General features: G+C 61.1%; 22 protein-coding genes, 1 tRNA gene and 2 pseudogenes. 15 read left to right on the forward strand and 10 right to left on the reverse strand.

Annotated features, from left to right (window positions below; all coding sequences use genetic code 11):
* Window positions 1–270 precede the first annotated feature (270 nt).
* Window positions 271–1,020: a TraX family protein gene (locus QZ332_RS08990; RefSeq protein ID WP_295764508.1), complete on the forward strand. Its 750-nt coding sequence runs from the start codon at window positions 271–273 to the stop codon at window positions 1,018–1,020.
* Window positions 1,021–1,149: 129 nt separating this feature from the next.
* Here the strand turns inward: QZ332_RS08990 and QZ332_RS08995 are convergent, their stop codons facing one another.
* Both QZ332_RS08995 and QZ332_RS09000 read right to left on the reverse strand, forming a co-directional pair.
* Window positions 1,150–2,526 (reverse strand): MATE family efflux transporter, encoded by a 1,377-nt coding sequence (locus QZ332_RS08995; protein WP_295764510.1) that lies wholly within the window; start codon window positions 2,524–2,526, stop codon window positions 1,150–1,152.
* A gap of 3 nt (window positions 2,527–2,529) precedes the next feature.
* Complete coding sequence (locus QZ332_RS09000; protein WP_295764512.1) at window positions 2,530–3,042, reverse strand: transcription repressor NadR; 513 nt, start codon at window positions 3,040–3,042, stop codon at window positions 2,530–2,532.
* A 158-nt stretch (window positions 3,043–3,200) separates the two neighbouring features.
* Here QZ332_RS09000 and QZ332_RS09005 point away from each other — a divergent pair, with 158 nt between their 5' ends.
* The gene (locus QZ332_RS09005; protein ID WP_295764514.1) at window positions 3,201–3,569 is read left to right on the forward strand and encodes a DUF4180 domain-containing protein; all 369 of its coding nucleotides are present in this window, start codon (window positions 3,201–3,203) and stop codon (window positions 3,567–3,569) included.
* A gap of 550 nt (window positions 3,570–4,119) precedes the next feature.
* On the opposite strand, the gene QZ332_RS09010 is transcribed toward QZ332_RS09005, so the two are convergent.
* Genes QZ332_RS09010 through QZ332_RS09020 form a run of 3 tightly spaced genes read right to left on the reverse strand, consistent with a single transcriptional unit; the run spans window position 4,120 to window position 5,270 of the window.
* On the reverse strand, window positions 4,120–4,605 hold the full coding sequence (locus QZ332_RS09010) for a hypothetical protein (protein ID WP_295764516.1): 486 nt from the start codon (window positions 4,603–4,605) through the stop codon (window positions 4,120–4,122).
* Between the two features lie 18 nt (window positions 4,606–4,623).
* On the reverse strand, window positions 4,624–4,968 hold the full coding sequence (locus QZ332_RS09015) for a type II toxin-antitoxin system RelE/ParE family toxin (RefSeq protein WP_295764548.1): 345 nt from the start codon (window positions 4,966–4,968) through the stop codon (window positions 4,624–4,626).
* A gap of 2 nt (window positions 4,969–4,970) precedes the next feature.
* Window positions 4,971–5,270, reverse strand: a complete 300-nt coding sequence (locus QZ332_RS09020; RefSeq protein ID WP_295764517.1) for a type II toxin-antitoxin system RelB/DinJ family antitoxin — start codon at window positions 5,268–5,270, stop codon at window positions 4,971–4,973.
* 319 nt (window positions 5,271–5,589) lie between these two features.
* Between QZ332_RS09020 and QZ332_RS09025 the strand changes: the two genes are divergently transcribed.
* From QZ332_RS09025 to QZ332_RS09045, 5 genes are all read left to right on the forward strand, one after another.
* Entirely contained in the window at window positions 5,590–7,608 is a 2,019-nt protein-coding gene (locus QZ332_RS09025; protein WP_295764519.1) for a DEAD/DEAH box helicase, read from the forward strand.
* A 203-nt stretch (window positions 7,609–7,811) separates the two neighbouring features.
* The gene (locus QZ332_RS09030; protein WP_295764521.1) at window positions 7,812–8,468 is read left to right on the forward strand and encodes a hypothetical protein; all 657 of its coding nucleotides are present in this window, start codon (window positions 7,812–7,814) and stop codon (window positions 8,466–8,468) included.
* 93 nt (window positions 8,469–8,561) lie between these two features.
* Window positions 8,562–9,242, forward strand: coding sequence for a CD1107 family mobile element protein (locus tag QZ332_RS09035; protein WP_295764523.1), 681 nt, complete (start codon window positions 8,562–8,564; stop codon window positions 9,240–9,242).
* Window positions 9,243–9,411: 169 nt separating this feature from the next.
* Window positions 9,412–9,768 (forward strand): cysteine-rich VLP protein, encoded by a 357-nt coding sequence (locus QZ332_RS09040; protein ID WP_295764524.1) that lies wholly within the window; start codon window positions 9,412–9,414, stop codon window positions 9,766–9,768.
* Between the two features lie 185 nt (window positions 9,769–9,953).
* The gene (locus tag QZ332_RS09045) at window positions 9,954–10,163 is read left to right on the forward strand and encodes a hypothetical protein (RefSeq protein ID WP_295764526.1); all 210 of its coding nucleotides are present in this window, start codon (window positions 9,954–9,956) and stop codon (window positions 10,161–10,163) included.
* Between the two features lie 182 nt (window positions 10,164–10,345).
* On the opposite strand, the gene QZ332_RS09050 is transcribed toward QZ332_RS09045, so the two are convergent.
* Window positions 10,346–10,422: transfer RNA gene (locus QZ332_RS09050), tRNA-Arg, on the reverse strand.
* Window positions 10,423–10,649: 227 nt separating this feature from the next.
* On the opposite strand from QZ332_RS09050, the gene QZ332_RS09055 reads away from it, so the two are divergent.
* Both QZ332_RS09055 and QZ332_RS09060 read left to right on the forward strand, forming a co-directional pair.
* Window positions 10,650–11,738 carry a PepSY domain-containing protein gene (locus tag QZ332_RS09055; RefSeq protein WP_295764528.1) on the forward strand — a complete coding sequence of 363 codons (1,089 nt, stop codon included), beginning with the start codon at window positions 10,650–10,652 and terminating at the stop codon, window positions 11,736–11,738.
* A 155-nt stretch (window positions 11,739–11,893) separates the two neighbouring features.
* Window positions 11,894–12,283 (forward strand): zinc ribbon domain-containing protein, encoded by a 390-nt coding sequence (locus QZ332_RS09060; protein WP_295764530.1) that lies wholly within the window; start codon window positions 11,894–11,896, stop codon window positions 12,281–12,283.
* Between the two features lie 225 nt (window positions 12,284–12,508).
* On the opposite strand, the gene QZ332_RS09065 is transcribed toward QZ332_RS09060, so the two are convergent.
* Entirely contained in the window at window positions 12,509–13,246 is a 738-nt protein-coding gene (locus QZ332_RS09065) for an esterase family protein (protein WP_295764531.1), read from the reverse strand.
* Between the two features lie 213 nt (window positions 13,247–13,459).
* On the opposite strand from QZ332_RS09065, the gene QZ332_RS09070 reads away from it, so the two are divergent.
* From QZ332_RS09070 to QZ332_RS09085, 4 genes are all read left to right on the forward strand, one after another.
* Window positions 13,460–14,002 (forward strand): stage V sporulation T C-terminal domain-containing protein, encoded by a 543-nt coding sequence (locus QZ332_RS09070; protein WP_295764533.1) that lies wholly within the window; start codon window positions 13,460–13,462, stop codon window positions 14,000–14,002.
* Window positions 14,003–14,485: 483 nt separating this feature from the next.
* Window positions 14,486–16,069 (forward strand): asparagine synthase B, encoded by a 1,584-nt coding sequence (asnB, locus tag QZ332_RS09075; protein WP_295764535.1) that lies wholly within the window; start codon window positions 14,486–14,488, stop codon window positions 16,067–16,069.
* 96 nt (window positions 16,070–16,165) lie between these two features.
* Window positions 16,166–18,253: a glutamine synthetase III gene (locus QZ332_RS09080; RefSeq protein WP_295764537.1), complete on the forward strand. Its 2,088-nt coding sequence runs from the start codon at window positions 16,166–16,168 to the stop codon at window positions 18,251–18,253.
* 145 nt (window positions 18,254–18,398) lie between these two features.
* Entirely contained in the window at window positions 18,399–19,895 is a 1,497-nt protein-coding gene (locus QZ332_RS09085; protein ID WP_295764539.1) for a hypothetical protein, read from the forward strand.
* A gap of 620 nt (window positions 19,896–20,515) precedes the next feature.
* On the opposite strand, the pseudogene QZ332_RS09090 reads toward QZ332_RS09085, so the two are convergent.
* The 3 genes and pseudogenes from QZ332_RS09090 to QZ332_RS09100 all read right to left on the reverse strand — a co-directional run.
* Window positions 20,516–21,394: pseudogene (locus QZ332_RS09090) on the reverse strand (stage 0 sporulation family protein); the annotation flags it as partial.
* Window positions 21,391–22,251: a DNA polymerase III subunit delta' gene (locus tag QZ332_RS09095; protein ID WP_295764542.1), complete on the reverse strand. Its 861-nt coding sequence runs from the start codon at window positions 22,249–22,251 to the stop codon at window positions 21,391–21,393. The gene QZ332_RS09095 and the pseudogene QZ332_RS09090, both read right to left, overlap by 4 nt.
* A gap of 195 nt (window positions 22,252–22,446) precedes the next feature.
* A complete protein-coding gene (locus QZ332_RS09100; RefSeq protein ID WP_295764544.1) occupies window positions 22,447–23,463 on the reverse strand; it encodes an asparaginase in 1,017 nt (338 codons plus the stop codon).
* A gap of 422 nt (window positions 23,464–23,885) precedes the next feature.
* Here QZ332_RS09100 and gap point away from each other — a divergent pair, with 422 nt between their 5' ends.
* Together gap and QZ332_RS09110 are read left to right on the forward strand one after the other, a co-directional pair.
* Window positions 23,886–24,899, forward strand: a complete 1,014-nt coding sequence (gene gap / locus QZ332_RS09105; protein ID WP_295764546.1) for a type I glyceraldehyde-3-phosphate dehydrogenase — start codon at window positions 23,886–23,888, stop codon at window positions 24,897–24,899.
* A 397-nt stretch (window positions 24,900–25,296) separates the two neighbouring features.
* A pseudogene (locus tag QZ332_RS09110) lies at window positions 25,297–26,554 on the forward strand (DNA-directed RNA polymerase subunit beta); the annotation flags it as partial.

The raw sequence follows: 26,554 nt of genomic DNA on the forward strand, positions 1-26,554 counted from the left end.
TGGCCACGGTGCAGTAGGTGTGGCCGATGTGGAGCTTGTCCGAGGGGTAGTAGATCGGCGTGGTGATATAGAATTTTTTCTTGTCCATGGTCTTTCTCCTTTAAAACGGCGGCCCCGGATGGAAGGGCGCCGGTAGTGACTGATAGTACATTATACCGAAACTGGAGGGAAAATACAAGCGCGATCCACAGGATGGGGCCGGGAATTTCGGGCGGTGAAGAAATGGACGGCGCTGTCTCGTGATATGAGCAGATCGAAAGGAGGAGAGCTATGAGCGCTTTCGCATTGAAGATGACCGCCGCCGTGCTGATGCTCCTGGACCACATCGGCCTGTACTTCGAGGGCGCGCCGGTCTGGCTGCGGTTTTTGGGCCGGGGGGCCTACCCGCTGTTCCTGTTCTGCATGACGGAGAGCTACGCCCACACCCGGAGCCGGAAGCGCTACCTGCTCCGCCTCTACGCCATGAGCCTTTTCATGACGGCCCTGGGGCTGGCGCTGGACGCCCGCTTCCCGACGGAGGGCGGGTACGGGAACCACAACATCTTCGTGCCGCTGCTGCTGACCGGGCTGCTGATCAGCATCATCGAGCAGTATCCGCGGGACCGGAGGAAGGGGGCGCTCCTCCTGGGGGGCCTGGCGCTCTCCCAGGCCGCCTGCCGGCTGCTCCCCGGTCTCGTGCCGGGGCTCCGGGGCCTCAGCGGCGATGTGCTGACCGGGCTGATCCCGAACCTGGCGGTGAACGAGTTCGGCTTCGAGTTCATCGCCCTGGGGGCAGCGTTCTACTTCTTCCGGGACCGCCGGGACGCGCTGTGCGCCGTGTATCTCATTTTCTGCGTTTACCAGTTCAGCCTGGAAGCATCGCTTTACGGACAGGCGGTGCAGTGGATGATGATCCTGGCCCTGCCGCTGATCCTGCGGTATAACGGGGAGAGGGGCCGGAGCTGGAAGTGGTTCTTCTATGGTTTCTATCCCGCCCATACCTGCCTGCTGTTCCTCCTGGCGAACGTCTGGCTGGCATGAAAGGGCGCCCGCTCTTCGGAGCGGGCGCCGGGCGGAGCGAGCATTCAGGGGGTCCGGGCCGTTCGCAGGGGCTTAAAAACTTCCCGGATGGGAGGTCCCGCCTTGTGCCCGCACGTTTGCCGGGCGGGCTCACAGGCCGGGGGCGCCGCCCTCCCCCTCGTCCGCCAGGCTCCCGTGCCGCTTCCACCGGCCCGAGAGATACCAGCCCACGGACAGCGCCAGGCCCACGGTCCAGCCCACGGCGCAGCCATAATACATATAGTCCGGCCCGAACCGGTCCGCCAGATAGTACACCGCCGGGACCCGGACCAGGATCAAGGACAAGATCACGTCCACCATGGGGAACACGCTGTCCCCCGCGCCCCGCATCGCGTTGTTCAGGCAGAACATGACGGCGAACATGACGTAGAAGGGCATGATGCACCGCAGGTACACCGCCCCGGCGTGGACCACCTCCGGCGTGCCGGAGAAGAAGGCCACCAGCGGCTCGCTGAAGGGCATCAGCGCCGCCGTCATCAGCACGGCCCAGGCGGCGGACAAAAGCACCGTGATGCGGATGCCCTGCCGGGCCCGGTCCATCTCCTTCGCGCCGATGTTCTGGCCCACGAAGGAGATGACGGCGCTGGAGAGGCTCTGGATGGGGAGGAAGGCCAGCTGGTCCAGCCGGAAGCCCACGTTGTACCCGGCGGTGAACTCCTTGCCGTAGGTGTTGATCTTCCCCATGACCACCATGGCCCCCAGGGCCACCAGGGACATCTGCACTCCCGCCGGGAGGCCGATGCCCATGATCTGCCCGAAGAGGGCCCGGTCGAACTTCCGGGGGAGGAGGCGGAGGGAGATCTGCGGATAGCGCAGGCCGATATAGACCACGCCGAAGAGCCAGGAGGCGGCCTGCGCGATGATGGTCCCCAGGGCCACGCCCAGGACCCCCAGCCCACAGGAGAGGACCAGCACCAGGTCCAGGACGATGTTCATCCCGGAAGCCACCGCCAGGAACAGCAGGGTGCTCCGGCTGTTCCCCAGGCCCCCCAAGATGCCGGCGTTGAGGTTGTAGCCCACGCTGCCGATCAGGCCGGCGCAGACCACCATCAGATAGAGGTACGCCTCGTCATAGGCCGCGGCCTCCACCTGGAGCAGGCGGAGGATGGGCCCCACCGCCAGCAGGGCCAGGACCGTCAGGGGGACGATGGAGAGGAGGAAGGCGGCGTAGATGGTGTCCACCGCGTCCCGGACCCGGTCCATCTTCCCCGCGCCGAAGAACTGGGCGATGACCACGGTGCCGCCGCTGGAGAGGCCGATGAACAGGGAGGAGAACATGGTCAGCACCGGGAACCCCACGCCCACGGCGGCCAGGGCCCCGTCGCCCACGTAGCGGCCCACGACCCAGCTGTCCACCATGTTGTACAGCTGCTGGAGCAGGCTCCCCGCCAACAGGGGCAGGGCAAAATAGAGGATGTGCCCGGCGGGCGGGCCCACCGTCATGTCGCGCGTGCCGTTCCGTCCCATCGCTCACCCCTCCAGCAGGACGCCCAGCTCCCGCAGGGCCGCCTGGACCCGCCGGAACGCGGCCTCGTCGGGACAGGAGAGGGTGTGGAGGTGGATGCCCCCGGTGAGGTCCGAGAGGGGCCGGGCCTCCTCCGCGCCGCAGCGGAGGAGGAACTGGCCCACGTCATACCGGCTGGAGAGCTGGAGGGGCCCGGTGAGCTGGCCGTAGACCGGATGCTCCACGATTACGTCCAGCACGGCGCAGCCCTGGTCCACCATGGCACAGAGCTCCGACTCCATCCCGGCGGCGTCGTGCCGGCAGGCCACCCGCCGGGTGAGGCCCCGGCCGGCCTTCAGGATGACATAGCCCCTGGGCGTGGCGGAGATGTCCGCCCCGGCGGCGCGGAGCAGGGCCACGTCCCCCACCACCACCTGGCGGCTGACAGAAAAGCGCTCCGCCAGATACCCGGCGCTGACAGGGCGGCTGGACTGCCGCAGATGTTCCAAGATGGCCTGCCGCCGTTCTTCGGCCCGCATAGAGGTCCCTCCTTGCTGTGAGATCGGATCTGAAGGGCAGTATACCACGATCCGGGGGAAAAGGGAAGGGGCGGCCGTTTGACAACGGATCTGTTTTATGGTATCCTTATCGACCGGCTGGGATCTGTACCGCGAGTTTTCTTGAAGGAGGAGATCTTATGAATATCGAATATGTGGACATGGACGGGACGGACATCGCGGTGGTCTCCGGCGAACAGGCGGAGATCGCCGCCCCGCAGGATGCGTTAGACCTGGCGATGACCGTGAGATATGAGGCGGGGGCGGAGCGCATCGCCATCGACAAGCGGCTGCTGGGAGAGGACTTCTTCATCCTCAGCACCGGCGTGGCGGGGCAGATCCTCCAGAAATTTGTCAATTACCATGTGAAGGCCGCCGTTTTCGGCGACTATTCCCGCTATACCAGCAAGCCCCTCCGGGACTTCATCTATGAGTCCAACCAGGGGCGGCATTTCTTTTTCACCGCGACGGAGGCAGAGGCTGTCGAGCGCCTGGCAAAGGCGCGGTGACTCCGGCGCTGCAGATCCCAGTCCAACGGCGGCCGCTCCGGGGGCGCCTTCGGAGCGGGGCGCGGCGGGAAGCGAAGGGATCCCCACCAGAGCGCAGTTTTCGGCGAAGCCGGAAACGGAGCGGCGGTGGGGATCCTTTTGCTGCAATGAGCGGTCGAGATCGAAGTTTTCCGACGGAGAGCATGTCCCGCATCCCCCGTCCCCCTCCGCCGCGAGTCCAGCGGAGCGAGTCGCGGCGGAAAGCGAAGAGATCCCCACCAGAGTGCAGTTTTCGCCGCAAGGCGGAAACGGAACGGTGGCGGGGATCTCTGAGCTGGCACCCTTGAGAGGATTCGAACCTCCGGCCTACCGCTTAGGAGTAAGGCGAACAGGTTTTTGACCGCTGTGTGCACCCCCTGCAAAAACCCGGCAATCCCTTTTGTCGCAAGGGATTGCCGGGTTTTGCTTGTTAATTGACCGATTTTATTTTTAGCTGATTTTAGCCGCTGTTGGGCTGTCTGTAGGCAGATTTGTAGGTAAAAACCTGCACACTCAACTATCTTTTACATGCCTATTCGATAGCTTTAGCAGAGTATTTTTGCGACGGATAAAGCATCATAGGGACTTTCTCGTATAAAATATATCCATCAGTCAGAGGCTGCGCTGAACACCCAGATAGGTCTAACTGTATATTTCCTAGTATTACTTCACAAGCATAGTGTGTCGTGGGATCACTCTTAGGAGGAATCAGTGTCATAAGTTTAGCCATAAAATTTGCAGGATGTCTTGGAGCATCCGTCATTATGTAAGAATTTCCTGATTTAAGAACAGAATATTGTCCTTCTTCAATGACGGCCTTTCCGGTTTCATGAATAATCAATTGGTCAATCAATATATGCTGATTGTCCCGAGTAACTTGCTTCCTCTGAAGAACATCCGATAAAGATTTTTGTGATTCCGGGAATAGTGTCAATTCAACAGGCACAATAGTACCATCTTTCAAAGACTTAAATTCACCTGTAAATTCTTTCATCTCGCCTAAGTTCAATAATGTCATCTTTTTGCCTCCGATATTTTAATTACTAGGTTCCCCATTAGAACTCATTTGTTCTAGTTGTTGGCGCTGATTACGTCTGCCATAGACCACAGCAGTAACCCAAATGCGTAGATTATCGGTATCAATCCAGAAGTACACAAGGAAATTTTTCACAACCATTTTATGTATGCCCTGGCTGTGCCAAGGTTCTTCCTCTGTCAGAGGAATCCTAGCGGGCATAAAGGACAAGGATGCCAATTCTTCCTTGATCGTGTCAAGCCAACGTGTCGCATTTTCCGGTGATTGAAGCGTTGCTGATATATGGTGTACAATTTCCTGCATCTGCTGTAGCGCATATGAAGTTATCTTGACCTCATACTCCATTTTCACACACCCTTATGCAACAGATTGAACGCTTCATCTAAGGAGTATCCATGTCCAGCTTTGGCCTGTGACAATCCTTCTTCCATCATCGCATTAAAGGTTGCTGTATCCATTTCGTCACGGGCTATGGGGGCGCTGGGGACGGATAAAGCAAACGGGATGCTTCTTGTCATAATGATTTGTTTGTAGAGCATATTGATGACCGTTGAGGCAGGGACCCCCAGTTTCGCCATAATTGCCTCGGCTTGTTCTTTCACGTCAGGCTCCACACGGGCCAAGACATTTGCTGTTTTCGCTGCCATTTGATACACCGCCTTTCGTTCCTATTATACCACCATGTATATCAAATAGCAATACAATTCTTCCGCTAGTATGAACGTGCAGCCCTATTAGTGTGTCCTAATATGCCCTTACTAAATGTTGTTTTTAATAACATTAATCGCCAAATATCACCACAAACCGCCTTAGCAGGGCAGTTGTCACAACATTTTAATAATAAGCAAAAATTGAGTGAAACGATTAAAATCGTCACCACAAGCACATAATAAAATGATTCCCACCTAACAAGATTATAATGCTCGGCATGATTGTGGAGCTAATATCAGTTAGGGGGTTTTCTCTATGAAACTCAAACCATCCGTTAAAGAAGCAATGAATCGGTTGAACATCGACAAACTGAAACGGAACCAAATCAAGCCTATCAACGCAATTTTGAACAAACATGATACCATGGTAATTGCTCCTACATCCTATGGCAAATCTCTTATCTATCAAATTCCTGCTGTCATCCAGAAAGAGAAACTGACTGTGGTAATTGAGCCATTATTGGCCCTGATCCACGACCAAGTAAAAAAGCTGCAAACCTACTTGTGTTCAGTTTTCAAATACTACAACGAAACCGCCAATCAATTTATGGATTTAGCAGAGGCCATGAGTTCTTATCGGGCGGCCAAATTTGCCAACCGTTCGCGCTGGCAGGGGGGCGGCTTCGGTATAGGTGGAGCAATCAAAGGCGCTTTTACTGCCGGGGCCTTAAATCTGGGTACAGATATGATACGAGGAATAGGAGATTCGATAACCAGTTCTTCTGACCGTACCAAACTGAAAAAACTTAAAAATCAATTTTATCAGGAGCGTAATCATATTCAAAATCTTTCTGATGCTCTCGATTCCTGGTGCAGAACGATGTGGAGCGTCACCGAAACACTCCTATCGTCCGATGGCCTTTTGGAAGTGCCAGTTTTTGATACTGCTAGGGCATTGGAACCCATTGGTAAAGCTGAAGAAATTATGAGTAGATTGGTTTCCACAAATCAGACTTCTGAATATGAACCCGTAATCGACTTGATTTGTCAGGGACTTCCGTTTGACCCCTATTTCCCCATTGACGCTTACACAATACTGTATAGGATTCCACAAACAAACAAGCGGGAAATTCAAAAAATCGTTCGACTTTTTGGCATTGAGGAAGACTACAATATTAAAAAGAGCGAGGTTGTCGCGGAATTACTGGAGCCAATTCTAAGTCTGCCGGAAAAAACAATTGAGAACATTGATAACAAAATATGTGCTTTTCAAGAATTGGTGAAGGATTACTCCGATATCAATGTCAAAAAGTATATCACAAAGCTAGAATCCCAAAAACAGCGTATTCTTCAAGCCGAGGCCGAGGCTGCCGCCAAAGCGGAGGAAGAGGCCAAGCGCAAGGCGGAAAATGAAGCAAATTTTGAAGCAGCGAAAAAACTTCCCGAGAAAACATTGGAGCAGTTGCGCACAAAATATGAGGCATTAAAGGCGTTGGACTCTACCCCTCAGATTACAAGAGTGCTAAATAAAATACTAAAAAAACTCGAAGAATTTGAGTTCTATGCAGCTTTTCCATCAGACCTCGACCCCAAGGTCTATGCAAAAAAATTAGTAAACAATATTGTTTTTAGAACTGTATATGATTCCCTTACATTAGATATTGACCATACCACGAAACTTGTCAGCGCAAAATTTAGTTACCATCGTATTATTACAAAAGAGAGTATCAATTCTACCTTCAAATCTGCATTAGAAGAAGCAAAAGAATATTTTGCTCCATATAGAGACGGTGAAATTCCAATCATATTGATACCAAACTCCAACATTAATTGTAAGAACGGGATGCTTTTGACCAATCAAAAGGGTTATATAAAGCAAGATCAATCCGATGAGCAACTATATAGCTTTGCGTTAAATGAAATCGCATCTATAAAAATAACTAGGCGGTATAATCGATTTGGATACCAGTTTTCCGCTTTCAGAATCAATGATATCCAAGCATTTGAGATTGGCTTTGGTTCGAGCGAATGCTCGGATGATATTACTGGTGCCCGGGATGTTACCATTGCACAGATAATTGAGTTCTTTGTGAATTATTTCTTGTTCATTGCTGCTGGAAAACCGGATAATAAGGAAACGTTTAGTTCAGATGTTTTAGAAAGTGCAGGTACATCTTTACAGAGTTTTTTGGAAAGTGAGCCGGTCATTGATGAGAGTAACTATGTAATAGAAAATTCCGCGCCCGCTCCATCCCAATCCCAAAGTTCTTCCTCGTCCGGCTGCTTCATTACCTCCGCTGTCTGCCACACCTTTGGTATGAATGGCTCCTATTAGGAACACTGTAATATCAAGGCTTTTCGGAGCCTACACCCACAAAAAAATTTAATCAGAGCTATCACATTACGCAAAAAGCCGTCCGGCATGAAAAAACGGGCGGCTTTTTTGCGTGGATAGCCGGGAGGGAGGCGAAAAAATAGTAACAAACTTTTAGCGCAAGATTTGTGCAACATTCACGAAATTAAAAAAGGAGGTAACGAATGGCAGACGAAAAACTGAACACAGGCCAGGAAGAAAATTCCCAGCCCAGCTTGTTCGATGCTGGCCCGGAGGGTGCTCCCACCCCGGAGCCCCCGGCCCCGGAAAACGCTCCCGAGCAGACTGGCGGGGAACCGCCCGCCCAGGACGCTCCCGCGCCGGAGCCCCCGGCCCCGGAGAACACTCCCGAGCAGGCCGCCGGGGATACGCCCGCCCAGGATGCCCCCGCTGGGGCCCCCGGCGAGGTGAATGTCTCCGCTGACCAGATTGAAAAGCTGATGGCGGAGCGCCGGGCGGCGGAACGTGCGGAGATGGAAAAGAATGAGCCGCCCGAACCGGAACAGCCGCCCACCCCGGCCACGGAGGATAAGGCCGCCGGGGAAAAGGAGCCCGATAAAAAGGGCAAGGCCGCCGAAGAAAAAAAGCCCGCCCCGGAGGATAAGCCCAAGGGCAGGCGGGGGCGCAAGCCCAAGGAAGAAAAAGCGGGGCCCGGCGAACCGGGAGGGCCGGGGGCCCGCCGTGGCCGCCCGGCCAAGGCTGATAAGGCGGCCACGGACAAGCCCCCGTCCCCACCTCGAGACAAAATGTCCCTAGACAAGGTGATTATTTCCGCCGCTGAACTGAACAAGTATTTCGGCAAGGATGAGCATTTCCCTTGAGGAGCTCCCGCTGGTGCTCCAGCGCATCAAGGCCGGGGACGCTTTGGGACAAAATGTCCCGAAGTCCGCTGGGCCGGAAAAGGAGGACGCGGAATGAAAATGAAAAAATATCGTGTAGTGGCGGCGGCTCTGTGCGCCGCTTTTTTGATGTGCGGCATTACGACCACGGCCTACGCCGGGGGCGGCGAGGAGTGGGAGGACGGTACGGGCGGGACTTCGTGGGAGGGGCTTGACCCCGTGGAGCCCACCGAGCCCCCGGCCACCCCGGAGCCGGAGCCCAACCCGTTCAACCCGGACGGCCAGGGGACGATGGTGGATAACGCCACCGACCAGGACGGCAAAGAATTTTTCACCATCATGGCGGCGGACGAGTCCGTGTTCTATCTGGTGATTGACCGCCAGCGGGAGACGGAAAATGTGTACTTCCTGAACGCCGTCACCGTGGCCGACCTGATGGCCCTTGCGGAGCCCTCCCCGGAGGCCGTTCCCGAGCCGCTCCCGGAGCCCGAGCCGGAACCTCCCGCCGAGCCGGAGCCCGAGCCAGAACCGGAAAAATCCGGCGGGGCGGGGACGCTCCTGTTGGTGCTGGTGGTGCTGGCCCTCGGCGGCGGGGCCGGGTGGTACTTCAAGATATACCGCCCGAAACAGCAGGCCGCCGGGCCCGGCGGGGACTTTGACGAGGCGGAGGAATACGGCGAGGACTATGGCGGCGGTGAATATGACGACCTCCCCCCGTGGGATGAGGACGGGGAAGAAACGGAGGGCGGCGAATGAATTTCACAGCGAACCCTTTGGAACGGGAAATGAAACGCCGCCCCCGGCCCCAGGCCCCGCGCCCGGATAAGCCCCCCGAGGGCTCCCGGTGCCGTGGCTGTCCCTACTGGCGGGGCATCCGCTGCGGCTCCTGTTTTCAGTCCCTTTTGGGCAGGCCGGGCGGGAGGTGATGCTTTTGCGCGAGCTGACCCGTGAGGAAAAGGCGGCCATCCGCTCCCTTGTCACAAAATGGTGCGCCAACTATGACCGGGAAATGGGATGCTTGCCTTTGGACTGCGAGTGCCATATGCTGGGGAAGTGCTGGACGGGTGCTTACTGCCGCTACTTCCGGGAGGCCGTCCTGCCGCTGAACCCGGTGCTGGAGGCCGCCCTCAATACCGAGGGGCCCGCCCCGGAAACCCGGCCTTGCCCCATCTGCGGGCGGCCCTTTCTCCCGGACGGGCGGCGGCGCTACTGCTCCGAGGCTTGCTCCAAGGCCGCAAGGCAGAAAAAACAGCGGGGATATATGCGGAAATACCGGGGGTGAGGCGTGAGCATTTGGGGGTATAAAACCCCACTGTTTTCAAGGCTTTCCGGGGCCGCTTTTGGGGCGGGGCGTACCTTTACACGTCCTGCCCCGTTTTCCCCGGATAATGCTAACATTTCGAGAGGAGGTCACTATGGACAAAAATCAAGGCTGTCCAAGGCGACACAGGCCATGCCGAAGCTCGTATGGTCACAGATACCTACGCCCACGGTTTTGACGCTGACCGCAAGCTGATTGCGCAGGAGATGGACAGTGGATTTTTCTCTAAGGTAGGAGCCGACCAGAAGCCAGCGGAGGCCGACAGCGCCACCGTAGACCTCCTAAAGCAGTTGATACGGCAGCACCCGGAGCTATTGACTGAATTGCTGAAAGAGGCCAACGGGGAGCGGAAATGAAGGGTTAAAAACAGTTAAATGTAGGCAAGTGTAGGAAAAATAGCAATTTTCAGTCCCAAAACGCTGAGAATTTGTAGGCAAAGTATTCAGAGCGAATGAATAAAAAGAGAAATGAGTTTGTAGGCACAATCGCCCGAAAAAAGTTATAAAAACGCCGGATATTTCGCTATATCCGGCGTTTTTGGCACCCCGAACTGGATTCGAACCAGCGGCCTGTCGCTTAGGAGGCGACCGCTCTATCCATCTGAGCTATCGGGGCCTATTCACTTGTATGCGCTTGATATACGGTTTTGGGGAAACGCTCCTGCTTCCGCTTAGGAGGCGGTCGCTCTATCCTGCTGAGCTACAAGGGCGTGTCCAAAACAGCGTATCCATTCTACCCGTTTTTCAAGGCGGTGTCAATCCTAAATCCATGGGGCCCTGGACTTTTTCCCCGGCCTCCGCTATAATATAGGGAGATACCTTGAGGGAAGGACGGTGGGTCCCATGGACTCTCAGAAACACGAGACGATCGAAAAACGCATGATCCGCTGGCTGATCATCGCCACCCTGGCCCTGCTGGTGCTGGTACTGGGCCTCCGGGCTTGGCAGCTCGTCCGCTCCGGCACCGCGGACGCGGCCGGCCGGGCCTCCACGCAGGACGCGCAGGCCGTAGGGCCGGCCGGCTCCCCGGACGCCGGGCCCTCTCCCGGCAAAAGCGCCCTGATCGAGGCCGTCCGGGACCGGAACGACACCCTCTCCGCCGAGGAGCTGTCGGCCTTGAGCACAGAGGAGCTGGAACAGCTCTGGACCGCCGGGGCGCCGGGGATGCCGATCGGCTCCTCTGCCGCCGCGCAGGCCGCGGAAGAGCATGCCGGCACCCTGGAGGCGGACGCCGTCACCTGGGACGTGGACCCGGAGCTGGACGAGACGCCCGCCTGTTACGAGGTGGAGCTGCACCATATCACGCTGGGAGATTTCGAATATAAGATCGACGCCTATACCGGGGAGGTCCTGGAGGGCGAGGCGGACATCCTGCGGAGCGTCTATGTGCCCGCCCCCGGGAGCGGGGACCCGGCGGGATCCGGAGGCCCCGCCCCGGAGGAGGCCCCGGCGGGGGCCTCGGTCCCGGCGGACACCGGGGCCGGGACCGGCGAGGAGGCCGCGAAGGCCGCGGCGTTCGCCCACGCCGGAGTCGCCGGGGAGGACGTTTCCGCCGTCGAGGCCGAGCTGGACTGGGACGACGGCGTCCGGATATATGAGATCGAGTTCCGCGCGGGCGGGATCGAGTACGACTACGAGATCGAGGCCGACACCGGGGCCGTGCGCAAGGCTGGGCAGGAGTGGGGAGGCGGGAGCGCTCCCCGGCCCTCCGGCGGCGAAGGGCCCGCCCTCATCGGCGAGAGCGCCGCGCAGGCCGCCGCCCTGGCCCACGCCGGGGTTCGGGCGGGAGACGCCGGCTACCTCCGGGGAGAGCTGGACGAGGATGACGGCGTTTGGGTCTATGAGATCGAGTTCACGGCGGACGGGGTCGAGTACGACTACGAGATCGACGCGGTGAGCGGCGCCGTGCGCAAGGCGGAGCAGGAGCGCTGAGCCGCGCCGGCGCGCCGGAATGAAAAGGAACTGTAAACATTGGGAAATCCTGTTGCGTTTCAAAAGTGGATACGTTATACTGGATGCTGTAGTCCACGAAGCGACGGGACCTGGAGCCTGCACGCAGGTCCAAAATATGAAAGGGGAACAACGATATGGCGTTCAATTTCGATGAACTGACCCGCAAGGCAAAGGATATGGCCAACAAGGCCGCCGACCGGACCAAGGATGCGGCCGACCTGGTGAAGATCAACGTCGCCATCGCCGGGGAGCAGAAGGAGATCGACAAGAACTTCCGCGCGATCGGCGAGTGGTTCGTCAGCGAGTACGAGGGCGAGATCCCCGACGCGGTGCGGGAGGCTGTGGAAGCCGTCAACGCCTCCAAGGCCAAGATCGCCGAGCTGGAAGCCAGCAAGCCCGTGCGGGAGGAGCCCGCCGCCGGGGAGGCCGAGGACGAGGCCCCCGCCGGGAAGAAGTGCCCCATCTGCGGTGCGGAGTCCGACAGCAAGTTCTGCCCCCAGTGCGGCGCGCCCATGGGCGAGTGAGCGTTTAGAGGATATGAGGGAGGGACCGCCGCCAGGCGGTCCCTTCCGGTTCCCAGGGGACGCGGGAGACTTGGATGAGGGGGAGGAGGGGGTGTGCGGGAGACCCGGGAGGGGCCGCCTGCACCATTCAGATCAAAAAGTCCCCGGGACTTTCCGAAGTCCCGGGGACTTGTCCCGCCTGTCGAAGACGTCTTTTCGACAGGCGGTCCCTTTTTGCGCGCTCGTTCAGAGGACGTTGGGGAGGAAATAGCGTATCTGCTTCTTCCACCAGGGCCAGTCGTGGTCCACGTCGAAGCCCCAGTAATCCACCCAGGCGCCGATCCCCTTGCTCTTGAGCACGGCGTCCAGACGGCGGGTGCCCGCGAGGAGCGGCCCCTCCCACGCCCCCTGGCCCACGCAGATCATGATCTTCCGCTGGTTGTAGAGCTGGATATAAGGATGATCCGGCGGCATCCCGGAGATGCTGGCACAGGGGTCGTTGATGTAGACCACCTCGTCCATATAGCCGTTGTACATGTCATGGGTATCGTATACGCCGGAGAGAGCGATGACGGAATCGAAGATATCCGGCCGGCGGAAGAAGAGGTTCCCGGCGTGATAGGCCCCCATGGAGAACCCGGTGGAGAGCAGGGCCTGCCCGGTGCCGTTGATCTCCCGGATCTGGGGGACCAGCTCGTCGGTGAGGTAGTTCACCCATGCCTCGTGCCGCCGGACCCGGTGATAGGGGTCCCCCTCGACCTGGGAGACGGTCTCGCGGTCGATGGTGTCCGCGGTGAAGAGCTGGAGCTCCCCGGACTCCAGGTAGTCTCCCAGGGTCTCCAGCATACCGAAGCCCTCCCAGTCGAAAAAGCGGCCGTTCTGGCAGGGGAAGACCAGGGCGGGCTTGCCTCCGTGGCCGTAGACTTTGTATTCCATGTCGCGGCCCAGGAGGGAGCTGTAGCTTTTATGATAGTCGATGCGCATGTTCGCGGCGCCTCCTTTGAAAAGTCGTTCAGTCCCTTCAGTTTAGCATAAATGCCGGCGCAAGGCAAGGGCCGCCCCGATTTTGAAAAGGCGCGTTTCGTTGCGGATCTCCAGACATAACCAGCGCCGCAGCCGGATAAGGAGGGGAAAACAGTAGATACTAGCTTTTGCCAGAGTGACATACAGATCATCACTTTCAAAGGAGTTTTGGATATGAAGGCAACTGGAATCGTGCGGCGGATCGACGATCTCGGCCGGGTGGTCATCCCTAAGGAGATCCGCCGCACCATGAGGATCCGCGAGGGCGACCCCTTGGAGATCTACACCAGCCGGGATGGGGAGGTCATCTTCAAGAAATATTCGCTGCTGGGCGGCGTGGAGGATTTCGCCGGGCAGCTCTGCGAGACCATGAGCCGGTCCACCGGCAGCATCTGCGCCGTGACGGACCGGGACACCGTGATCTCCGTGGCCGGCGGCGGCAAGCGGGAGCTGCTGGGCAAGCGCATCACCTCCGAACTGGAGCAGATCATGGAGAGCCGCCGCATCTATCAGTACAGCGGCGAGGGCAGCCCGATCCCCGTCTGCGACGGCACGGACAAGCTGGTCACCAACGTGGCCGCGCCCATCCTCTCGGAGGGCGACCTGCTGGGCATGGTGCTCTTCGTGGGATCCACGCCCGGCGCGGCCACCGGGGACGCGGAGTACAAGCTGGCCCAGACCATCGCCGCGTTCCTGGGGCGGCACATGGAGGCGTGACGCGGCTCACGCAGTCATACGTTGTATGATTTGTATGCGGGAGAAAGACATCATACAACTATGTAGAAATAATATGTCTCGGGGCCTGCGGATCTTGTGGATCTCGTCATTGACTTTCCTCCGTCCGTCGTGTAGACTTCGATACAACAAAGCGATAAGGTGAAAGGCGATGATGGAGAAAAGTACCGCGGACGCTCCGGTCCAGTGAGCGGGGGACAGTGGGAACCCCGTACCAGGAAGCCGCGCGAAGAACACTCCGAAGCCCCAAGCTGAACCCGGGGGGGACTCTCCCTCCCCCCGGCAGTAAGCACGGCGAGTTGTGATCGTTACCTCACACGGGCTTGTTGGAGCCTTGGAGGTGACCGTCTCCCGGCAGGGGGAGGTAAATTAGGTGGCACCGCGGATAGCAGCTATTCGTCCTAATGTTTTAGGAGATAGCTGCGTTTTTGTTTTTAAGACAGATTCGATTCGGAGGTCGCTGCTATGTGTTCGATCATGGGATTTGAAAAAAAGGCCGTGGGGAAGGAGGAGCTCCGCCCCTTCTTCGACCGGACGGCGTCACGGGGACCGGACGAGTCCAGGATCGTCGAGACCCCCGGCGGCTGGCTGTGCTTCCACCGGCTGGCGATTATGGGCCTGACCCCGGAGGGGATGCAGCCCTTCCATCTGGGGGAGGACTGGCTGGTGTGCAACGGCGAGATCTACGGGTTCCGGCCCCTCAAGAGGCGGCTCCAGGAAAAGGGCTACCGCTTCCGGAGCGGGAGCGACTGCGAGATCCTGCTCCCCCTGTACCGGGAGCAGGGGCTGGGGATGTTCGCCGGGCTGGACGCGGAGTTCGCGCTGATCATCTACGACGGGGAGACCGGGGAGCTCATCGCCGCCAGGGATCCCATCGGCATCCGGCCCCTGTTCTACGGGTACGACCGGTCGGGCGGCATCGTCTTCGCCAGCGAGGCGAAGAACCTGGTGGGGCTCTGCGGGGAGATCCGGCCCTTCCCGCCGGGGCATTACTACGCCGGAGGGGAGTTCGTCCGCTACGCGGACCTGACGAGCGTGGATGCCTACATCCAGGACGATTTGGAGACGGCCTGCAGGAAGATCCGGGATAAGCTCATCGCGGGCGTGGACAAGCGGCTGGATGCCGACGCGCCTTTGGGGTTCCTGCTCTCCGGCGGGCTGGACTCCAGCCTGGTCTGCGCCATCAGCGCCCTGGTGCTGGGGAAGGAGATCCGGACCTTCGCCATCGGCATGGACAAGGACGCGATCGACCTCAAGTATGCCAGGGAGGTAGCGGACTACATCGGCGCGGACCATACCGAGGTCTTCATGACCCGGGAACAGGTCCTCCAGTCCCTGGAGGAGGTCATCGCCATGCTGGGCACCTGGGACATCACCACCATCCGGGCCAGCATGGGCATGTACCTTTGCTGCAAGGCCATCCACGAGCGGACGGACATCCGGGTGCTGCTGACCGGGGAGATCTCCGACGAGCTCTTCGGCTATAAGTACACGGACTTCGCCCCCAGCGACCAGGCGTTCCAGGACGAGGCCAAGAAGCGGGTCGACGAGCTCTATATGTACGACGTGCTCCGGGCGGACCGCTGCATCTCCGTCAACTCCCTGGAGGCGCGGGTGCCCTTCGGCGACTTGGACTTCGTGAAATACGTCATGGCCCTGGACCCCCGCCTGAAGCGCAACACCTACGGTATGGGCAAATACCTGCTGCGCCATGCCTTCGAGAAGGACCGCCTGCTCCCCGAGGACATCCTCTGGCGGCAGAAGGCCGCCTTCTCCGACGCGGTGGGGCATTCCATGGTGGACGATCTGAAAGCCTATGCCGAGGAGAAGTACAGCGACGGGGAGTTCGAGGCCCTGCGGAAAACGTACGCCTACGCCGCGCCCTTCACGAAGGAGAGCCTGCTGTACCGGGAGATCTTCGAGAAGTACTACCCCGGCCAGGCCGGGATGATCCGGGACTTCTGGATGCCCAACAAGGAGTGGGAGGGCTGCGACGTCGACGATCCCTCCGCCAGGGTCCTCAGCAACTACGGCGCCAGCGGACAATGAACGGGCCTCTCGGGGGGCGGAAGTTTAGAAGTATTACCAATTGTGTTTGCATCGTTTTATGTTACGATAGAGTCAGAAATCAAGGAGGAAGACGATATGAGTACCACCTTACAGCTCCCTGAGCTCTTCGGCAGCATGGTCTTCAACGAGGAGACCATGAAGGACCGCCTGTCCCCCGCCTCCTATGGCGCGTGGAAGAAATGCGTCACCGAGGGCACTTCCTTGGACATCTCCACCGCCAACGAGATCGCCGAGGCCATGAAGCAGTGGGCCGTGGAGCGGGGCGCCACCCACTTCACCCATTGGTTCCAGCCCATGACCGGCGTCACCGCGGAGAAGCACGACGGCTTCATCTCCCCCACCGGCGGCGGGCGGATCATGATGGAGTTCTCCGGCAAGGAGCTGGTCCGCGGCGAGCCGGACGCCTCCTCCTTCCCCTCCGGCGGGCTCCGCGCCACCTTCGAGGCCCGGGGCTACACCGCCTGGGATCCCACGTCCTTCGCGTTCTTGAAGGAGGGGTCCTTGTGCATCCCCACCATCTTCTGCTCTTACTCCGGCCATGCGCTGGACAAGAAGACCCCCCTGCTGAAGTCCATGGAGGAGGTCAGCCGCCAGGCCATCCGCATCCTGCGCCTCTTCGGCGACACCGAGACCCGCCGGGTCACCGCCCAGGTGGGCCCCGAGCAGGAGTACTTCCTGGTGGACAAGGCGCTTTATAACAGGCGCAGGGACCTGCGCATGACGGGCCGGACCCTCTTCGGCGCGAAGCCCCCCCGGGGCCAGGAGCTGGACGACCACTACTACGGCGCGATCAAGCCCCGGGTCGCCGCCTACATGAAGGACCTGGACGAGACCCTGTGGGCCCTGGGCGTGACCTCCAAGACGAAGCACAACGAGGTGGCCCCCTCCCAGCACGAGATGGCCCCCATCTATACCGACGCCAACACCGCCTGCGACCACAACCAGCTGGTCATGGAGATCATGAAAAAGGTGGCGGAGCGCCACGGGCTGGTGTGCCTGCTCCATGAGAAGCCCTTCGCCGGCGTGAACGGTTCCGGCAAGCACGACAACTGGTCCCTGAGCACCGACACCGGCAAGAACCTCTTCAAGCCCGGCTCCACGCCCAGCCAGAACGCCCGGTTCCTCCTGTTCCTGGCGGCCTTCGTCAAGGGCGTGGACGACTATCAGGACTTCCTCCGCACCACCGTCGCCAGCGCGGGCAACGACCACCGCCTGGGCGCACAGGAGGCGCCCCCCGCCGTCCTGTCCATCTTCCTGGGCGACGAGCTGAACGCCGTGGTGGAGTCCATCGTCCAGGGGACGGAGTACACGGACACCAGCAAGAAGACCCTGGAGATCGGCGTGGACGTGCTGCCCGCCATCCGGCAGGACACCACCGACCGCAACCGCACCTCCCCCATGGCCTTCACCGGGAACAAGTTCGAGTTCCGGATGCTGGGCTCCTCCCAGTCCATCTCCGGGCCGAACATCGCCCTGAACACCATCATGGCGGAGGAGCTCAAGCAGTTCGCCGACGAGCTGGAGCCCTCCTCCGACTTCCAGGGCGACCTCCAGAAGCTGATCCGCCGGGCCTTCACCGAGCATCAGCGCATCATCTTCAACGGCAACGGCTATGACGGGAACTGGATCGCCGAGGCCGAGCGCCGGGGCCTGAGCAACCTCAAGTCCACCGCCGACGCCCTGCCCGCCTATGTCCAGCCCAAGAACATCGACCTCTTCGTCAAGCACGGCATCTACACCGAGGAGGAGGTCCGGGCCCGGTATGAGATCCATGTGGAGAACTACTCCACCGTCCTCTCCATCGAGGCCAGGACCATGATCGACATGATCCGCCACGAGATCCTCCCCGCCGTGTCGAAGTACGCCGCGGACCTTTGCGAGCGGGCGTTCAAGAAGAAGGAGACCGGATGCTCCAGCCGGTATGAGACGGCGGCGTCCCAGAAGCTCTCCGCCCTGACGGACACGCTGATGGACGGCTGCGTCAAGCTGGAGGCCGATATGGCCGCGGTCCCCTCCGACCCCGAGGCCGCCATGCGCTACTGCCACGACGTGCTGATCCCCGACATGACCGCCGCCAGGGAGACCGCCGACAAGCTGGAGGAGCTGACCTCCGCCGAGGCGTGGCCCTTCCCGGTGTATTCCGAGCTGCTGTTCTCCGTGTGAGCGCCCGGAGCGGCGGAAGATCGTTCACCAGCCCAAGCGGCGGCGAAGTTCGTACTTCGCCGCCGCTTTCCGCGCCCACTTAATTTTTGGCAGATTCTGCCGATAGGGATAATAAGAGGATCTATCCATCATGGAGGGAACAGCTATGGACGTCAACAACTATTTGTCGAGCATCCCCATTGCGAAAAACATGATCTCCGAAGCGCCCAAGGGGCCCCTGACCCAGGCCGCCGCCGGGACGGGGGGCTCCAGCACGGCTCCCGGCACGGACATCTCCGGGATCTCGACGCTGAAGAGCTATGACTTCGCCGCCCGCCAGGGCTACCGGGAGGATTACTCCGTCTGGGACGCGGCGGACAGCCTCTGGAAACAGGAGACCCAGACCTTCAACCTCAAGGACCTGGACGACCCGGAGAAGTCCAGGGAGTTCCTGGAGAACTGGCGCATCCAGGCCCGATGGGACCTGGGCATCCAGGGCGGCGGGCCCACCAAGGAAGAGGTCATCGCCGATTACATCCAGGGCCTGCGGAAGGACGGGCTGGACGGCTCCGTGAACTGGAGCGTATTGACCCGGGAGTTCTCGGGCTTCAAGACCACCACGCCGGAGGAGCTGGAGGACGGGTTGGACTACATGGCCTCCCGCTATGTGTCGGTGCAGGATAAGCTGGAGCGCAACTACAGCGGCGACGAGCTGGCCGCCCAGCTGGCGAAGCTGGAGGAGGTCTATCAGGCCGGGAAGGACGGGCTGATCGACGGCTATACCAAGCTTTTGCAGGAGGACCTGGGCGTGTCCGACCAGGACGCCCAGGAGATCCGGGACAGCTTTTCCGTCCTCCTCGCCGAGAAGGAGGACGCCTATCGCGGCGCCCTGGGGAGGGTCCACGAGTCCATCGCCCAGTCCGGGCCCGACGGCGTGTGGCTGAAAAACCACGACGCATACCTTGCCGCTCAGCTTCGGGGGGAGCGTACGGCGGGGCAGAGCGGGGCCAAATACTCGGTCCAGGACCTGACTGCCGCCGGGCAGATCGCCCAGGAGTACCGGGCGGAGCTCTCCGGCGCTTCCTCCTGGGGGCGGAGCGAGGCCGTGCAGGCCCTCAACGTGTCCCTGATCGACATGAAGGCCGAGGCGCTGATCCAAAAGGGGCTGGTGAGCAAGGACATGGCGGCCCTGCTCCGGGGGAGCCGGGCCCAGGGGCACCAGAACATCCTGGACGCGCTGGACCGGTCCCTGGCCGAGAGTGAGCGCACCCGCCTGCCGGGGGAGCCCAGGGGCACCTTCGCCCCGGTGGACCGGAGCATCTTCGACGGGGTCTATCAGGCCGTCATGAGCGCCTTCCAGCGCAGCGGCGACGCCGCCCAGGCCATCCGGGCGGGAGCCTCCGCCGGGCAGGAGCTGACGGCCCGGGCCTCCGCCAGAGATCCCAAGGTGCTGCGCTGGGGGAACTCCAGCAGGAGCTATTGGGAAGAGTTCTACCAGGATCCGGCGGACCGGAAGCTCACCGCCTGGGAGATCAAGATCGATCAGATGCTGGCCCAGTCCGGGCAGACGCTCAGGCCCCAGTGCTCCGCCTATCAGAAGTACGTCAACGATTGGCAAAAGTTCCTGACCTCCATCGGCGGCGGGCTGGACGCCCGGGCCTGAGGGGATCGGACGGCCCCGGGACGGATATCCATGATGAAGCGGCGGCGAAGTTGGTACTTCGCCGCCGCGCAGCTTGTCGAAAAAGCAGAGGGGACTACATCGACGGGAAGGAAGAGAGTTACGAGAGGGACCCAGGAAGGGTCCCTTTCGTTTTCAATAAAAAAAGTTTTCAGGACTTTCAAAAAAGTTCTGAAAACTTGCCAGGCTGTCGAAAAGACGTTTTCGACGGCCTGGCGGCGGCGAAGTACCAACTTCGCCGCCGCGTTTGCCTGCTTTTAAGGTTTCGGCGCGTCCCCGCCCTTGTTCCAGCGCCTGCCGCCATTGCGGTAGGGCGGGCGGCGGCGCTTGTTCTCCCCGGCGGGACGGTCTTCCCGCTGGCCCTCCGGGCGGTCCTGGCGCTGCTTGGGCGGGCGGGGGGGCTGGCCCTGCTTTTTGGGCGGCTGCTGGGAGGCGGGGGGCTGCCCCTCGGGACGGGGGCCGCTCTTCCGGCGGCCTCCCCGGTGGCGGTGGCGGGGCTTCCCGGTGTCGCCGCCCTCCATGCCCATCTTCTCCCGGCGGGGGGCGTCCGCCAGATGGTCGTCCGTGTAGTAGGAGGTGGAGAACACGGGCTGGATCAGCTCCTCTTCCTCCTTCTCCTCCACGAAGCGGACGGTGCGCTCCGGGATCTCGATGCCCTCCCGGCTCCCCTTGCCGTTGCGGAGGATCTTGATCTCGCAGCTGTGATAGGTCTTCAGGTTCTCCGGCCCGCTGTCCAGGCTGACCTTCACCAGCTCCCGCAGGAGCTCCACGCTCTTCACGTTGCCGGGGCCGTCGGGGGTCTGGACGAAGGACTCCACCTTCGGCATCCGCTTGGCGGCGTCCTCATAGGCGTTCTGCTCGTACTTGAGGCAGCACATCAGCCGCCCGCAGGTGCCGGAGATCTTGGTGGGGTTCAGGCTCAGGTTCTGGGTCTTGGCCATCTTGATGGACACGGGCATGAACCCGTCCAGGAACTGGGCGCAGCAGAAGGGCCGGCCGCAGATGCCGAGGCCCCCGATCATCTTCGCCTCGTCCCGGACGCCGATCTGCCGCAGCTCGATGCGGGCCCGGAAGACGGAGGCCAGATCCCGGACCAGCTCCCGGAAGTCCACCCGCCCGTCGGCGGTGAAGTAGAACACGATCTTGTTGCTGTCGAAGCCCACGGAGACGCTGACCAGCTTCATCTCCAGGCCGTGGTCGGCGATCTTGCCCTCGCAGATGCCGAACGCCTCCCGTTCCCGCTTCCGGTTGTACTCCACGACCCGGAAGTCGTTCTCCGTGGCCTTGCGGACGATGGCGCTGAGGGGCTTGACGATGGCCTCGTCGGCCACCTCATGGTTCCCCTGGGTGCATGCGGCGAACTCCAGGCCCTGGGCGGTCTGGACGATCACGTTCTCCCCCGTGCGGACCTGGATGCCCTTGGGGTCGAAAAAATAGGTCTTGCTCCCGCCGCGAAAGCGGACGCTGATAACTTCGGTCAAAAGATCTCCTCCAATTCCGCGGCCAGGGCCCCCAGCACATGCCCGGGGCCGACGTTATAGCCGCACTCTCGACGGTATTCCTTCAATAGCTCTATCATGCGCACGATCTGCGTTTTTGTCAAGCGTCCTCCGATGAGCCCGGCGAGCTCCCGGTCCCGTTCCTCCACGGTCCCGCCGTAGAGGAGGACCAGGGCCTCGGAGAACAGGGCCCCGCTCCGCTCCAGCAGGGCGGCCAGGGCCTCCCGGCTGAGCTTCTTCCTCTCCAGCCGGACCGCCAGCTCTGCTGCGGCGCCCGGCTCCTTTTTCAGGATGGTGCGGCAGAGGGCCTCGCCGTCCCCGTCCTCCGCGGGGGCGGTCCCGGAGGCGGGATGGAGCCGCAGCTCTATGCAGCGGGAGCGCAGGGTCTGGAGCACCGCCGCCGGGTTCTCGGCGCAGAAGAGGAACGCGGCATAGGGCGGGCCCTCTTCCACCAGCTTCAAAAGGACGTTCTGGTCCGCCTCCGTCAGCAGGGCGCAGTCCGGGAAGAGGTAGACCTTCCGGGCCCCCTCGTTGGGGCGGATGTAGGCGTCCTTCCGGATGTCCCGGATGACCTCCACGGCGATGGTCTTGTGCTCCGTGTCCCGGACGGTGATGACGTCGGGGTGGATGCCCTCCCGGACCTTCCGGCAGGCAGGGCAGGCGCCGCAGGGGCGGTCCCGTTCCGGGCCGGTGCACTGGAAGGCGGCGGCGGCGGACCGGGCGGCGGCGAGCCGGTCTCCGGGGCCGGTGAGGAGCAGGGCGTGGGACAAGGCCCCCCGGCTGGCGGCGGAGCGGATGCGGGAGAGGACCGCCGTCTCCCGCCAAGGCGCTGCGGGCATGGCCGGGCCTCCTTTCTCGTCCCCGGCAGGGGACGCTTCATACGTATCGATCATATCACAAACGAGCGGAAAAAGGAAGCGGGGATTTTTTGCCGCCCCGTCCAAGATCGCCGCCGGCGGCCGGGGCCCCGGAGGCGGCACGAGAGGGCGTCGTCAAAAAGCCCGCGCCGTGTGCAAAGGATCCGGGGCCGGACGTCACTCCGCCGGCCAGAGGATGTCCTTCGCCACCGGCGTGTAGAAGAGGCGCTCCACCTCGCTCCGCTCCCGGGTCCGGCCCAGGATCCACATCAGCTTCGCCGCCACGGCCTCCGTGGTCATGTCATAGGCCTCCAGGACCCCCAGCCGGTTCTTCAGGGCGTGCCCCACGTGATAGACGCCCACGTCGCTGCCTTCGTTCTCCACCTGGGTGGTGATGACGACGGTCTTCCCTGACGCCAGGGCCTCCTCCACGCAGTGGTAAAAGCCGCCGGACTCCGGCAGGCCCCCTACGCCGAAGCTCTCGATGATGAGGCCGTCGTTCCGCGCCAGCAGGAAGTCCGCCGCCTCCCGCCCCATGCCGGGGAGCAGCTTCAGGAGGGCCACCTTCGTGTCCAGCCGGTCATAGAACACCGGGGCCTCGCCGCACTCCTGGCGGATATAGCGCAGGAGCACCCCGTCCCGGAGGATGCCGAGATAGGGGTAGTTGATGCTGGAGAACGCCTGGAAGCTCTTGGAGCGGGTCTTCTTCGCGCGGGTGCCGGGGATGACCTTGCCGTCGAAGACGATGGATACCCCCGGCAGGTCCTCCGCGGCACAGCGGAAGGCGTCCATCAGGTTCTGCTTGGAGTCCGTGGAGTCGAAGCCGATGGGCCTCTGGGCCCCGGTGAGGACGATGGGCTTGGGACTGCCCTGGATGAGGTAGCTGAGGGCCGCCGCCGTATAGGCCATGGTGTCCGTGCCGTGGGTGAGGACGAAGCCGTCGTACTGCGCATAGCGCTCCCGGATGCACCGGGCCATCCGCAGCCAGTGATCGGGGCCGATGTTGGTGCTGTCCAGGTTCAGGAGCTGGACGCAGTCCGCGGCGCAGATGCCGGAGATGGCGGGGACGTGGCGCAGCAGCTGCGCCGTGGTCAGCTCCGGGGCCAGGCCGCCCTCCGTCACCTCCGAGGCGATGGTGCCTCCGGTGCCGATGAGGAGGATGCGCTTGCGGGCGGCGGCTTTCACAGCGGGCATATCAGGGCCTCCTTAGCGGTGATGATGATGGTATTATAGGGCCCGGGACCGCCGCTGTCAACCGGGGCGCGTCCCGGCATCCCCCGGGAGCGGGAGAGGGGGCCCCGCGGGCCCTCCCGGCGGCGGGAGAGAGGCGGGAAAACGCCGGGGCGCAGGGCTTCGCGTGCATGATCCCCGGCTTTTTGGGGACCCTTTTCCGGGAGGGCCTCTGTCGATTTTCCGCCAGACTTGGGGACCGGATGCTTTATTATCAAAAATTCACAATGGCCTTTGAGAATTGTTGTTTGAAATGATGATTGCCAAAAACTTCACGTTGTGATAGTATAGCTACTGGAAAATCTTCAAACAAATCGTTTACGCAATCTTTTATACGGCATTCCGGCACAAATTTGTGCCCAAGTATCGAAAGGAGTTTCTGTATTATGAAAGCGAAGATCGGTATCAATGGTTTTGGCCGTATCGGCCGCGTTGTCTTCCGCGCCGCCCTGGGCCGCGACGATGTCGAGGTCGTCGCCGTCAACGATCCCTTCATGAACCCCGAGTATATGGCTTACATGCTGAAGTATGACAGCGTGCATGGCCGCTTCAACGGCGAGATCGGCTACACCGACGACTCCCTGATCATCAACGGCAAGTCCTTCAAGATCTTCACCGCTATGGACGTCAAGGACATCCCCTGGGCCTCCGTCGGCGCCGAGTATATCTGCGAGTGCACCGGCAAGCACCTGAGCAAGGATCTGTGCAAGGGCCACATCGAAGCCGGCGCCAAGCACGTCGTCATGGGCGCCCCCTCCAAGGACGACACCCCGATGTTCGTCATGGGCGTCAACAACGAGAAGTATACCTCCGACATGACCTATGTCTCCAACGCTTCCTGCACCACCAACTGCCTCTCCCCCATCGCCAAGGTGCTGAATGATAAGTTCGGCATCGTCGAGGGCCTGATGACCACCGTCCACTCCGTCACCCCCACCCAGAAGCTGCTGGACGGCCCCTCCATGAAGGACTGGCGCGGCGGCCGTGCCGCCACCGGCAACATCATCCCCTCCTCCACCGGCGCCGCCAAGGCCGTGGGCAAGGTCATCCCCGAGCTCAACGGCAAGCTGACCGGCATCTCCATGCGCGTCCCCACCCTGGACGTGTCCGTGGTCGACCTGACCGTCCGTCTGGAGAAGCCCGCTTCCTATGAGGACATCTGCAAGGCCATGAAGGACGCTTCCGAGGGCGAGCTGAAGGGTGTCCTGGGCTATACCGACGAGGACGTCGTTTCCAGCGACTTCCTGGGCGATCCCCGCACCTCCATCTTCGACAAGAAGGCCGGCCTGTCCCTGACCGACAACTTCGTGAAGGTCGTGTCCTGGTACGACAACGAGTGCGGCTACGCCAACAAGATGGTGGAGCTCATCGCCTATATGTTCTCCGTGGACAACAAGTAAGATCTCGTCCGACTGTAGTATGGAAGGCCCCGCCGCTCTCAGAGCGGCGGGGCCTTTTTAGAGTATCGAAAAGAAGGGGGGACTTCATCGGCGGGGCCTCCGCTTGTCGGGGACGTCCGTTTGACCGCTGGAAAGTCAGGGAAAACGCAAAAAACGCCCATCCTTCCCTTGACAAAGGGGGGAGAGCGTGGTAAAATAAGGCACTTATCGGCAACGGATGCCAGCATCCGCTTCCAGACCTTGAATCGAGTATAGCACATTTCCCAGAAGGATGCAAGAGCGGGGCGAAGGGTTTTTAACAACAGCGCCCGGCGTGTCGCGGACTCCGCCGCCTGAGGGCGGCCAATTTGCCTCTCCTGCCGCCACAGGCGGGGGCGGAAGAAAGGTGAATGTGAAGATGGCAAAAGACAAGTACTACGGTAAGACCCTTCGCAAGAACTTCGCCCGGTATGAGGAAGTCGTCTCCATGCCGAACCTGCTGGAGATCCAGAAGAACTCCTATCAGGAGTTCCTGGACACCGGCCTGCGGGAGGTCTTCGCCGACGTGGGCGCGATCTCCGACTACCAGGGCAACCTGGAGCTGACCTTCATCGACTACAAGATGGACGAGAAGCCCAAGTACGACGTGGAGGAGTGCAAGGCCCGGGACGCCAACTACGCCGCGCCCCTCAAGGTCAAGGTCCGCCTGCGCAACAAGGAGACCGAGGAGATCAAGGAGCAGGAGATCTTCATGGGCGACTTCCCCCTGATGACCCACTCCGGCACCTTCATCGTCAACGGCGCGGAGCGCGTCGTCGTCTCCCAGATCGTCCGCTCCCCCGGCGTGTACTACGGCCACGAGGTCGACCTCAAGACCGACCTGCCCATCCTCACCTCCCAGGTCATCCCCCAGCGGGGCGCCTGGCTGGAGTATGAGACCGACGCCAACGAGCTCTTTTGGGTCCGCATCGACAAGAACCGGAAGATCCCCGTCACCTGCCTCCTCCGGGCCATCGGGCTGAAGACGGACCAGGAGATCCTGGACCGCTTCGGCGACGATCCGCGCATCGTCGCCACCCTGGAGAAGGACCCCTGCAAGAACTACGAGGACGCCATGCTGGAGATCTACCGCCGCCTCCGTCCCGGCGAGCCCCCCACGGTGGAGGCGTCCGAGACCCTGGTGACGGGGCTGTTCTTCGATCCCCGGCGGTACGACCTGTCCGTGGTGGGCCGGTACAAGTTCAATAAGAAGCTGTCTTTGTGGCAGCGGATCACCGGGCATAAGCTGGTCTACCCGGTGGCGGACCCCGCCACCGGCGAGATCCTCTTCGACGAGGGCTACCTCCTGACCAAGGAGGACGCGCGGGAGCTGGACGCCGTGGGCGTCAGCGACGTCACCATCGACGTGGACGGTGCGCCCCTGCGGGTGACCTCCAACGGCATGTGCGACATGAGCCGCTACGTGGACTTCGACCCCTTCGAGACCTGCAAGATCAAGGAGCGGGTCCGGTTCAGCGTGCTCCAGGAGCTGCTGGGCCAGTACAGCGGGGAGGAGCTGATCGACCAGATCGCCTTGAACAAGGATAAGCTGGTCCCCAAGCACATCATCGTGGACGACATCCTCACGTCCATCAACTATATGAACGGCCTGGCCCGGGGCGTCTCCGTCAAGGACG

The sequence above is a fragment of the uncultured Oscillibacter sp. genome, assembly GCF_910584465.1.
Classification (GTDB): Bacteria; Bacillota; Clostridia; order Oscillospirales; family Oscillospiraceae; genus Oscillibacter.

Bases quoted from the DNA above. Each gene is read 5' to 3' on its own strand.
- QZ332_RS09045 (WP_295764526.1), top strand. From the start codon at position 9,954: ATGGTCACAGATACCTACGCCCACGGTTTTGACGCTGACCGCAAGCTG.
- QZ332_RS09080 (WP_295764537.1), top strand. From the start codon at position 16,166: ATGAGTACCACCTTACAGCTCCCTGAGCTCTTCGGCAGCATGGTCTTC.
- QZ332_RS08990 (WP_295764508.1), top strand. From the start codon at position 271: ATGAGCGCTTTCGCATTGAAGATGACCGCCGCCGTGCTGATGCTCCTG.
- QZ332_RS09020 (WP_295764517.1), bottom strand. From the start codon at position 5,270: ATGGCAGCGAAAACAGCAAATGTCTTGGCCCGTGTGGAGCCTGACGTG.
- gap (WP_295764546.1), top strand. From the start codon at position 23,886: ATGAAAGCGAAGATCGGTATCAATGGTTTTGGCCGTATCGGCCGCGTT.
- asnB (WP_295764535.1), top strand. From the start codon at position 14,486: ATGTGTTCGATCATGGGATTTGAAAAAAAGGCCGTGGGGAAGGAGGAG.
- QZ332_RS09025 (WP_295764519.1), top strand. From the start codon at position 5,590: ATGAAACTCAAACCATCCGTTAAAGAAGCAATGAATCGGTTGAACATC.
- QZ332_RS09085 (WP_295764539.1), top strand. From the start codon at position 18,399: ATGGACGTCAACAACTATTTGTCGAGCATCCCCATTGCGAAAAACATG.
- QZ332_RS09015 (WP_295764548.1), bottom strand. From the start codon at position 4,968: ATGGAGTATGAGGTCAAGATAACTTCATATGCGCTACAGCAGATGCAG.
- QZ332_RS09065 (WP_295764531.1), bottom strand. From the start codon at position 13,246: ATGCGCATCGACTATCATAAAAGCTACAGCTCCCTCCTGGGCCGCGAC.
- QZ332_RS08995 (WP_295764510.1), bottom strand. From the start codon at position 2,526: ATGGGACGGAACGGCACGCGCGACATGACGGTGGGCCCGCCCGCCGGG.
- QZ332_RS09035 (WP_295764523.1), top strand. From the start codon at position 8,562: ATGAAAATGAAAAAATATCGTGTAGTGGCGGCGGCTCTGTGCGCCGCT.
- QZ332_RS09040 (WP_295764524.1), top strand. From the start codon at position 9,412: ATGCTTTTGCGCGAGCTGACCCGTGAGGAAAAGGCGGCCATCCGCTCC.
- QZ332_RS09030 (WP_295764521.1), top strand. From the start codon at position 7,812: ATGGCAGACGAAAAACTGAACACAGGCCAGGAAGAAAATTCCCAGCCC.
- QZ332_RS09000 (WP_295764512.1), bottom strand. From the start codon at position 3,042: ATGCGGGCCGAAGAACGGCGGCAGGCCATCTTGGAACATCTGCGGCAG.
- QZ332_RS09055 (WP_295764528.1), top strand. From the start codon at position 10,650: ATGGACTCTCAGAAACACGAGACGATCGAAAAACGCATGATCCGCTGG.
- QZ332_RS09070 (WP_295764533.1), top strand. From the start codon at position 13,460: ATGAAGGCAACTGGAATCGTGCGGCGGATCGACGATCTCGGCCGGGTG.
- QZ332_RS09100 (WP_295764544.1), bottom strand. From the start codon at position 23,463: ATGCCCGCTGTGAAAGCCGCCGCCCGCAAGCGCATCCTCCTCATCGGC.
- QZ332_RS09005 (WP_295764514.1), top strand. From the start codon at position 3,201: ATGAATATCGAATATGTGGACATGGACGGGACGGACATCGCGGTGGTC.
- QZ332_RS09010 (WP_295764516.1), bottom strand. From the start codon at position 4,605: ATGACATTATTGAACTTAGGCGAGATGAAAGAATTTACAGGTGAATTT.
- QZ332_RS09060 (WP_295764530.1), top strand. From the start codon at position 11,894: ATGGCGTTCAATTTCGATGAACTGACCCGCAAGGCAAAGGATATGGCC.
- QZ332_RS09095 (WP_295764542.1), bottom strand. From the start codon at position 22,251: ATGCCCGCAGCGCCTTGGCGGGAGACGGCGGTCCTCTCCCGCATCCGC.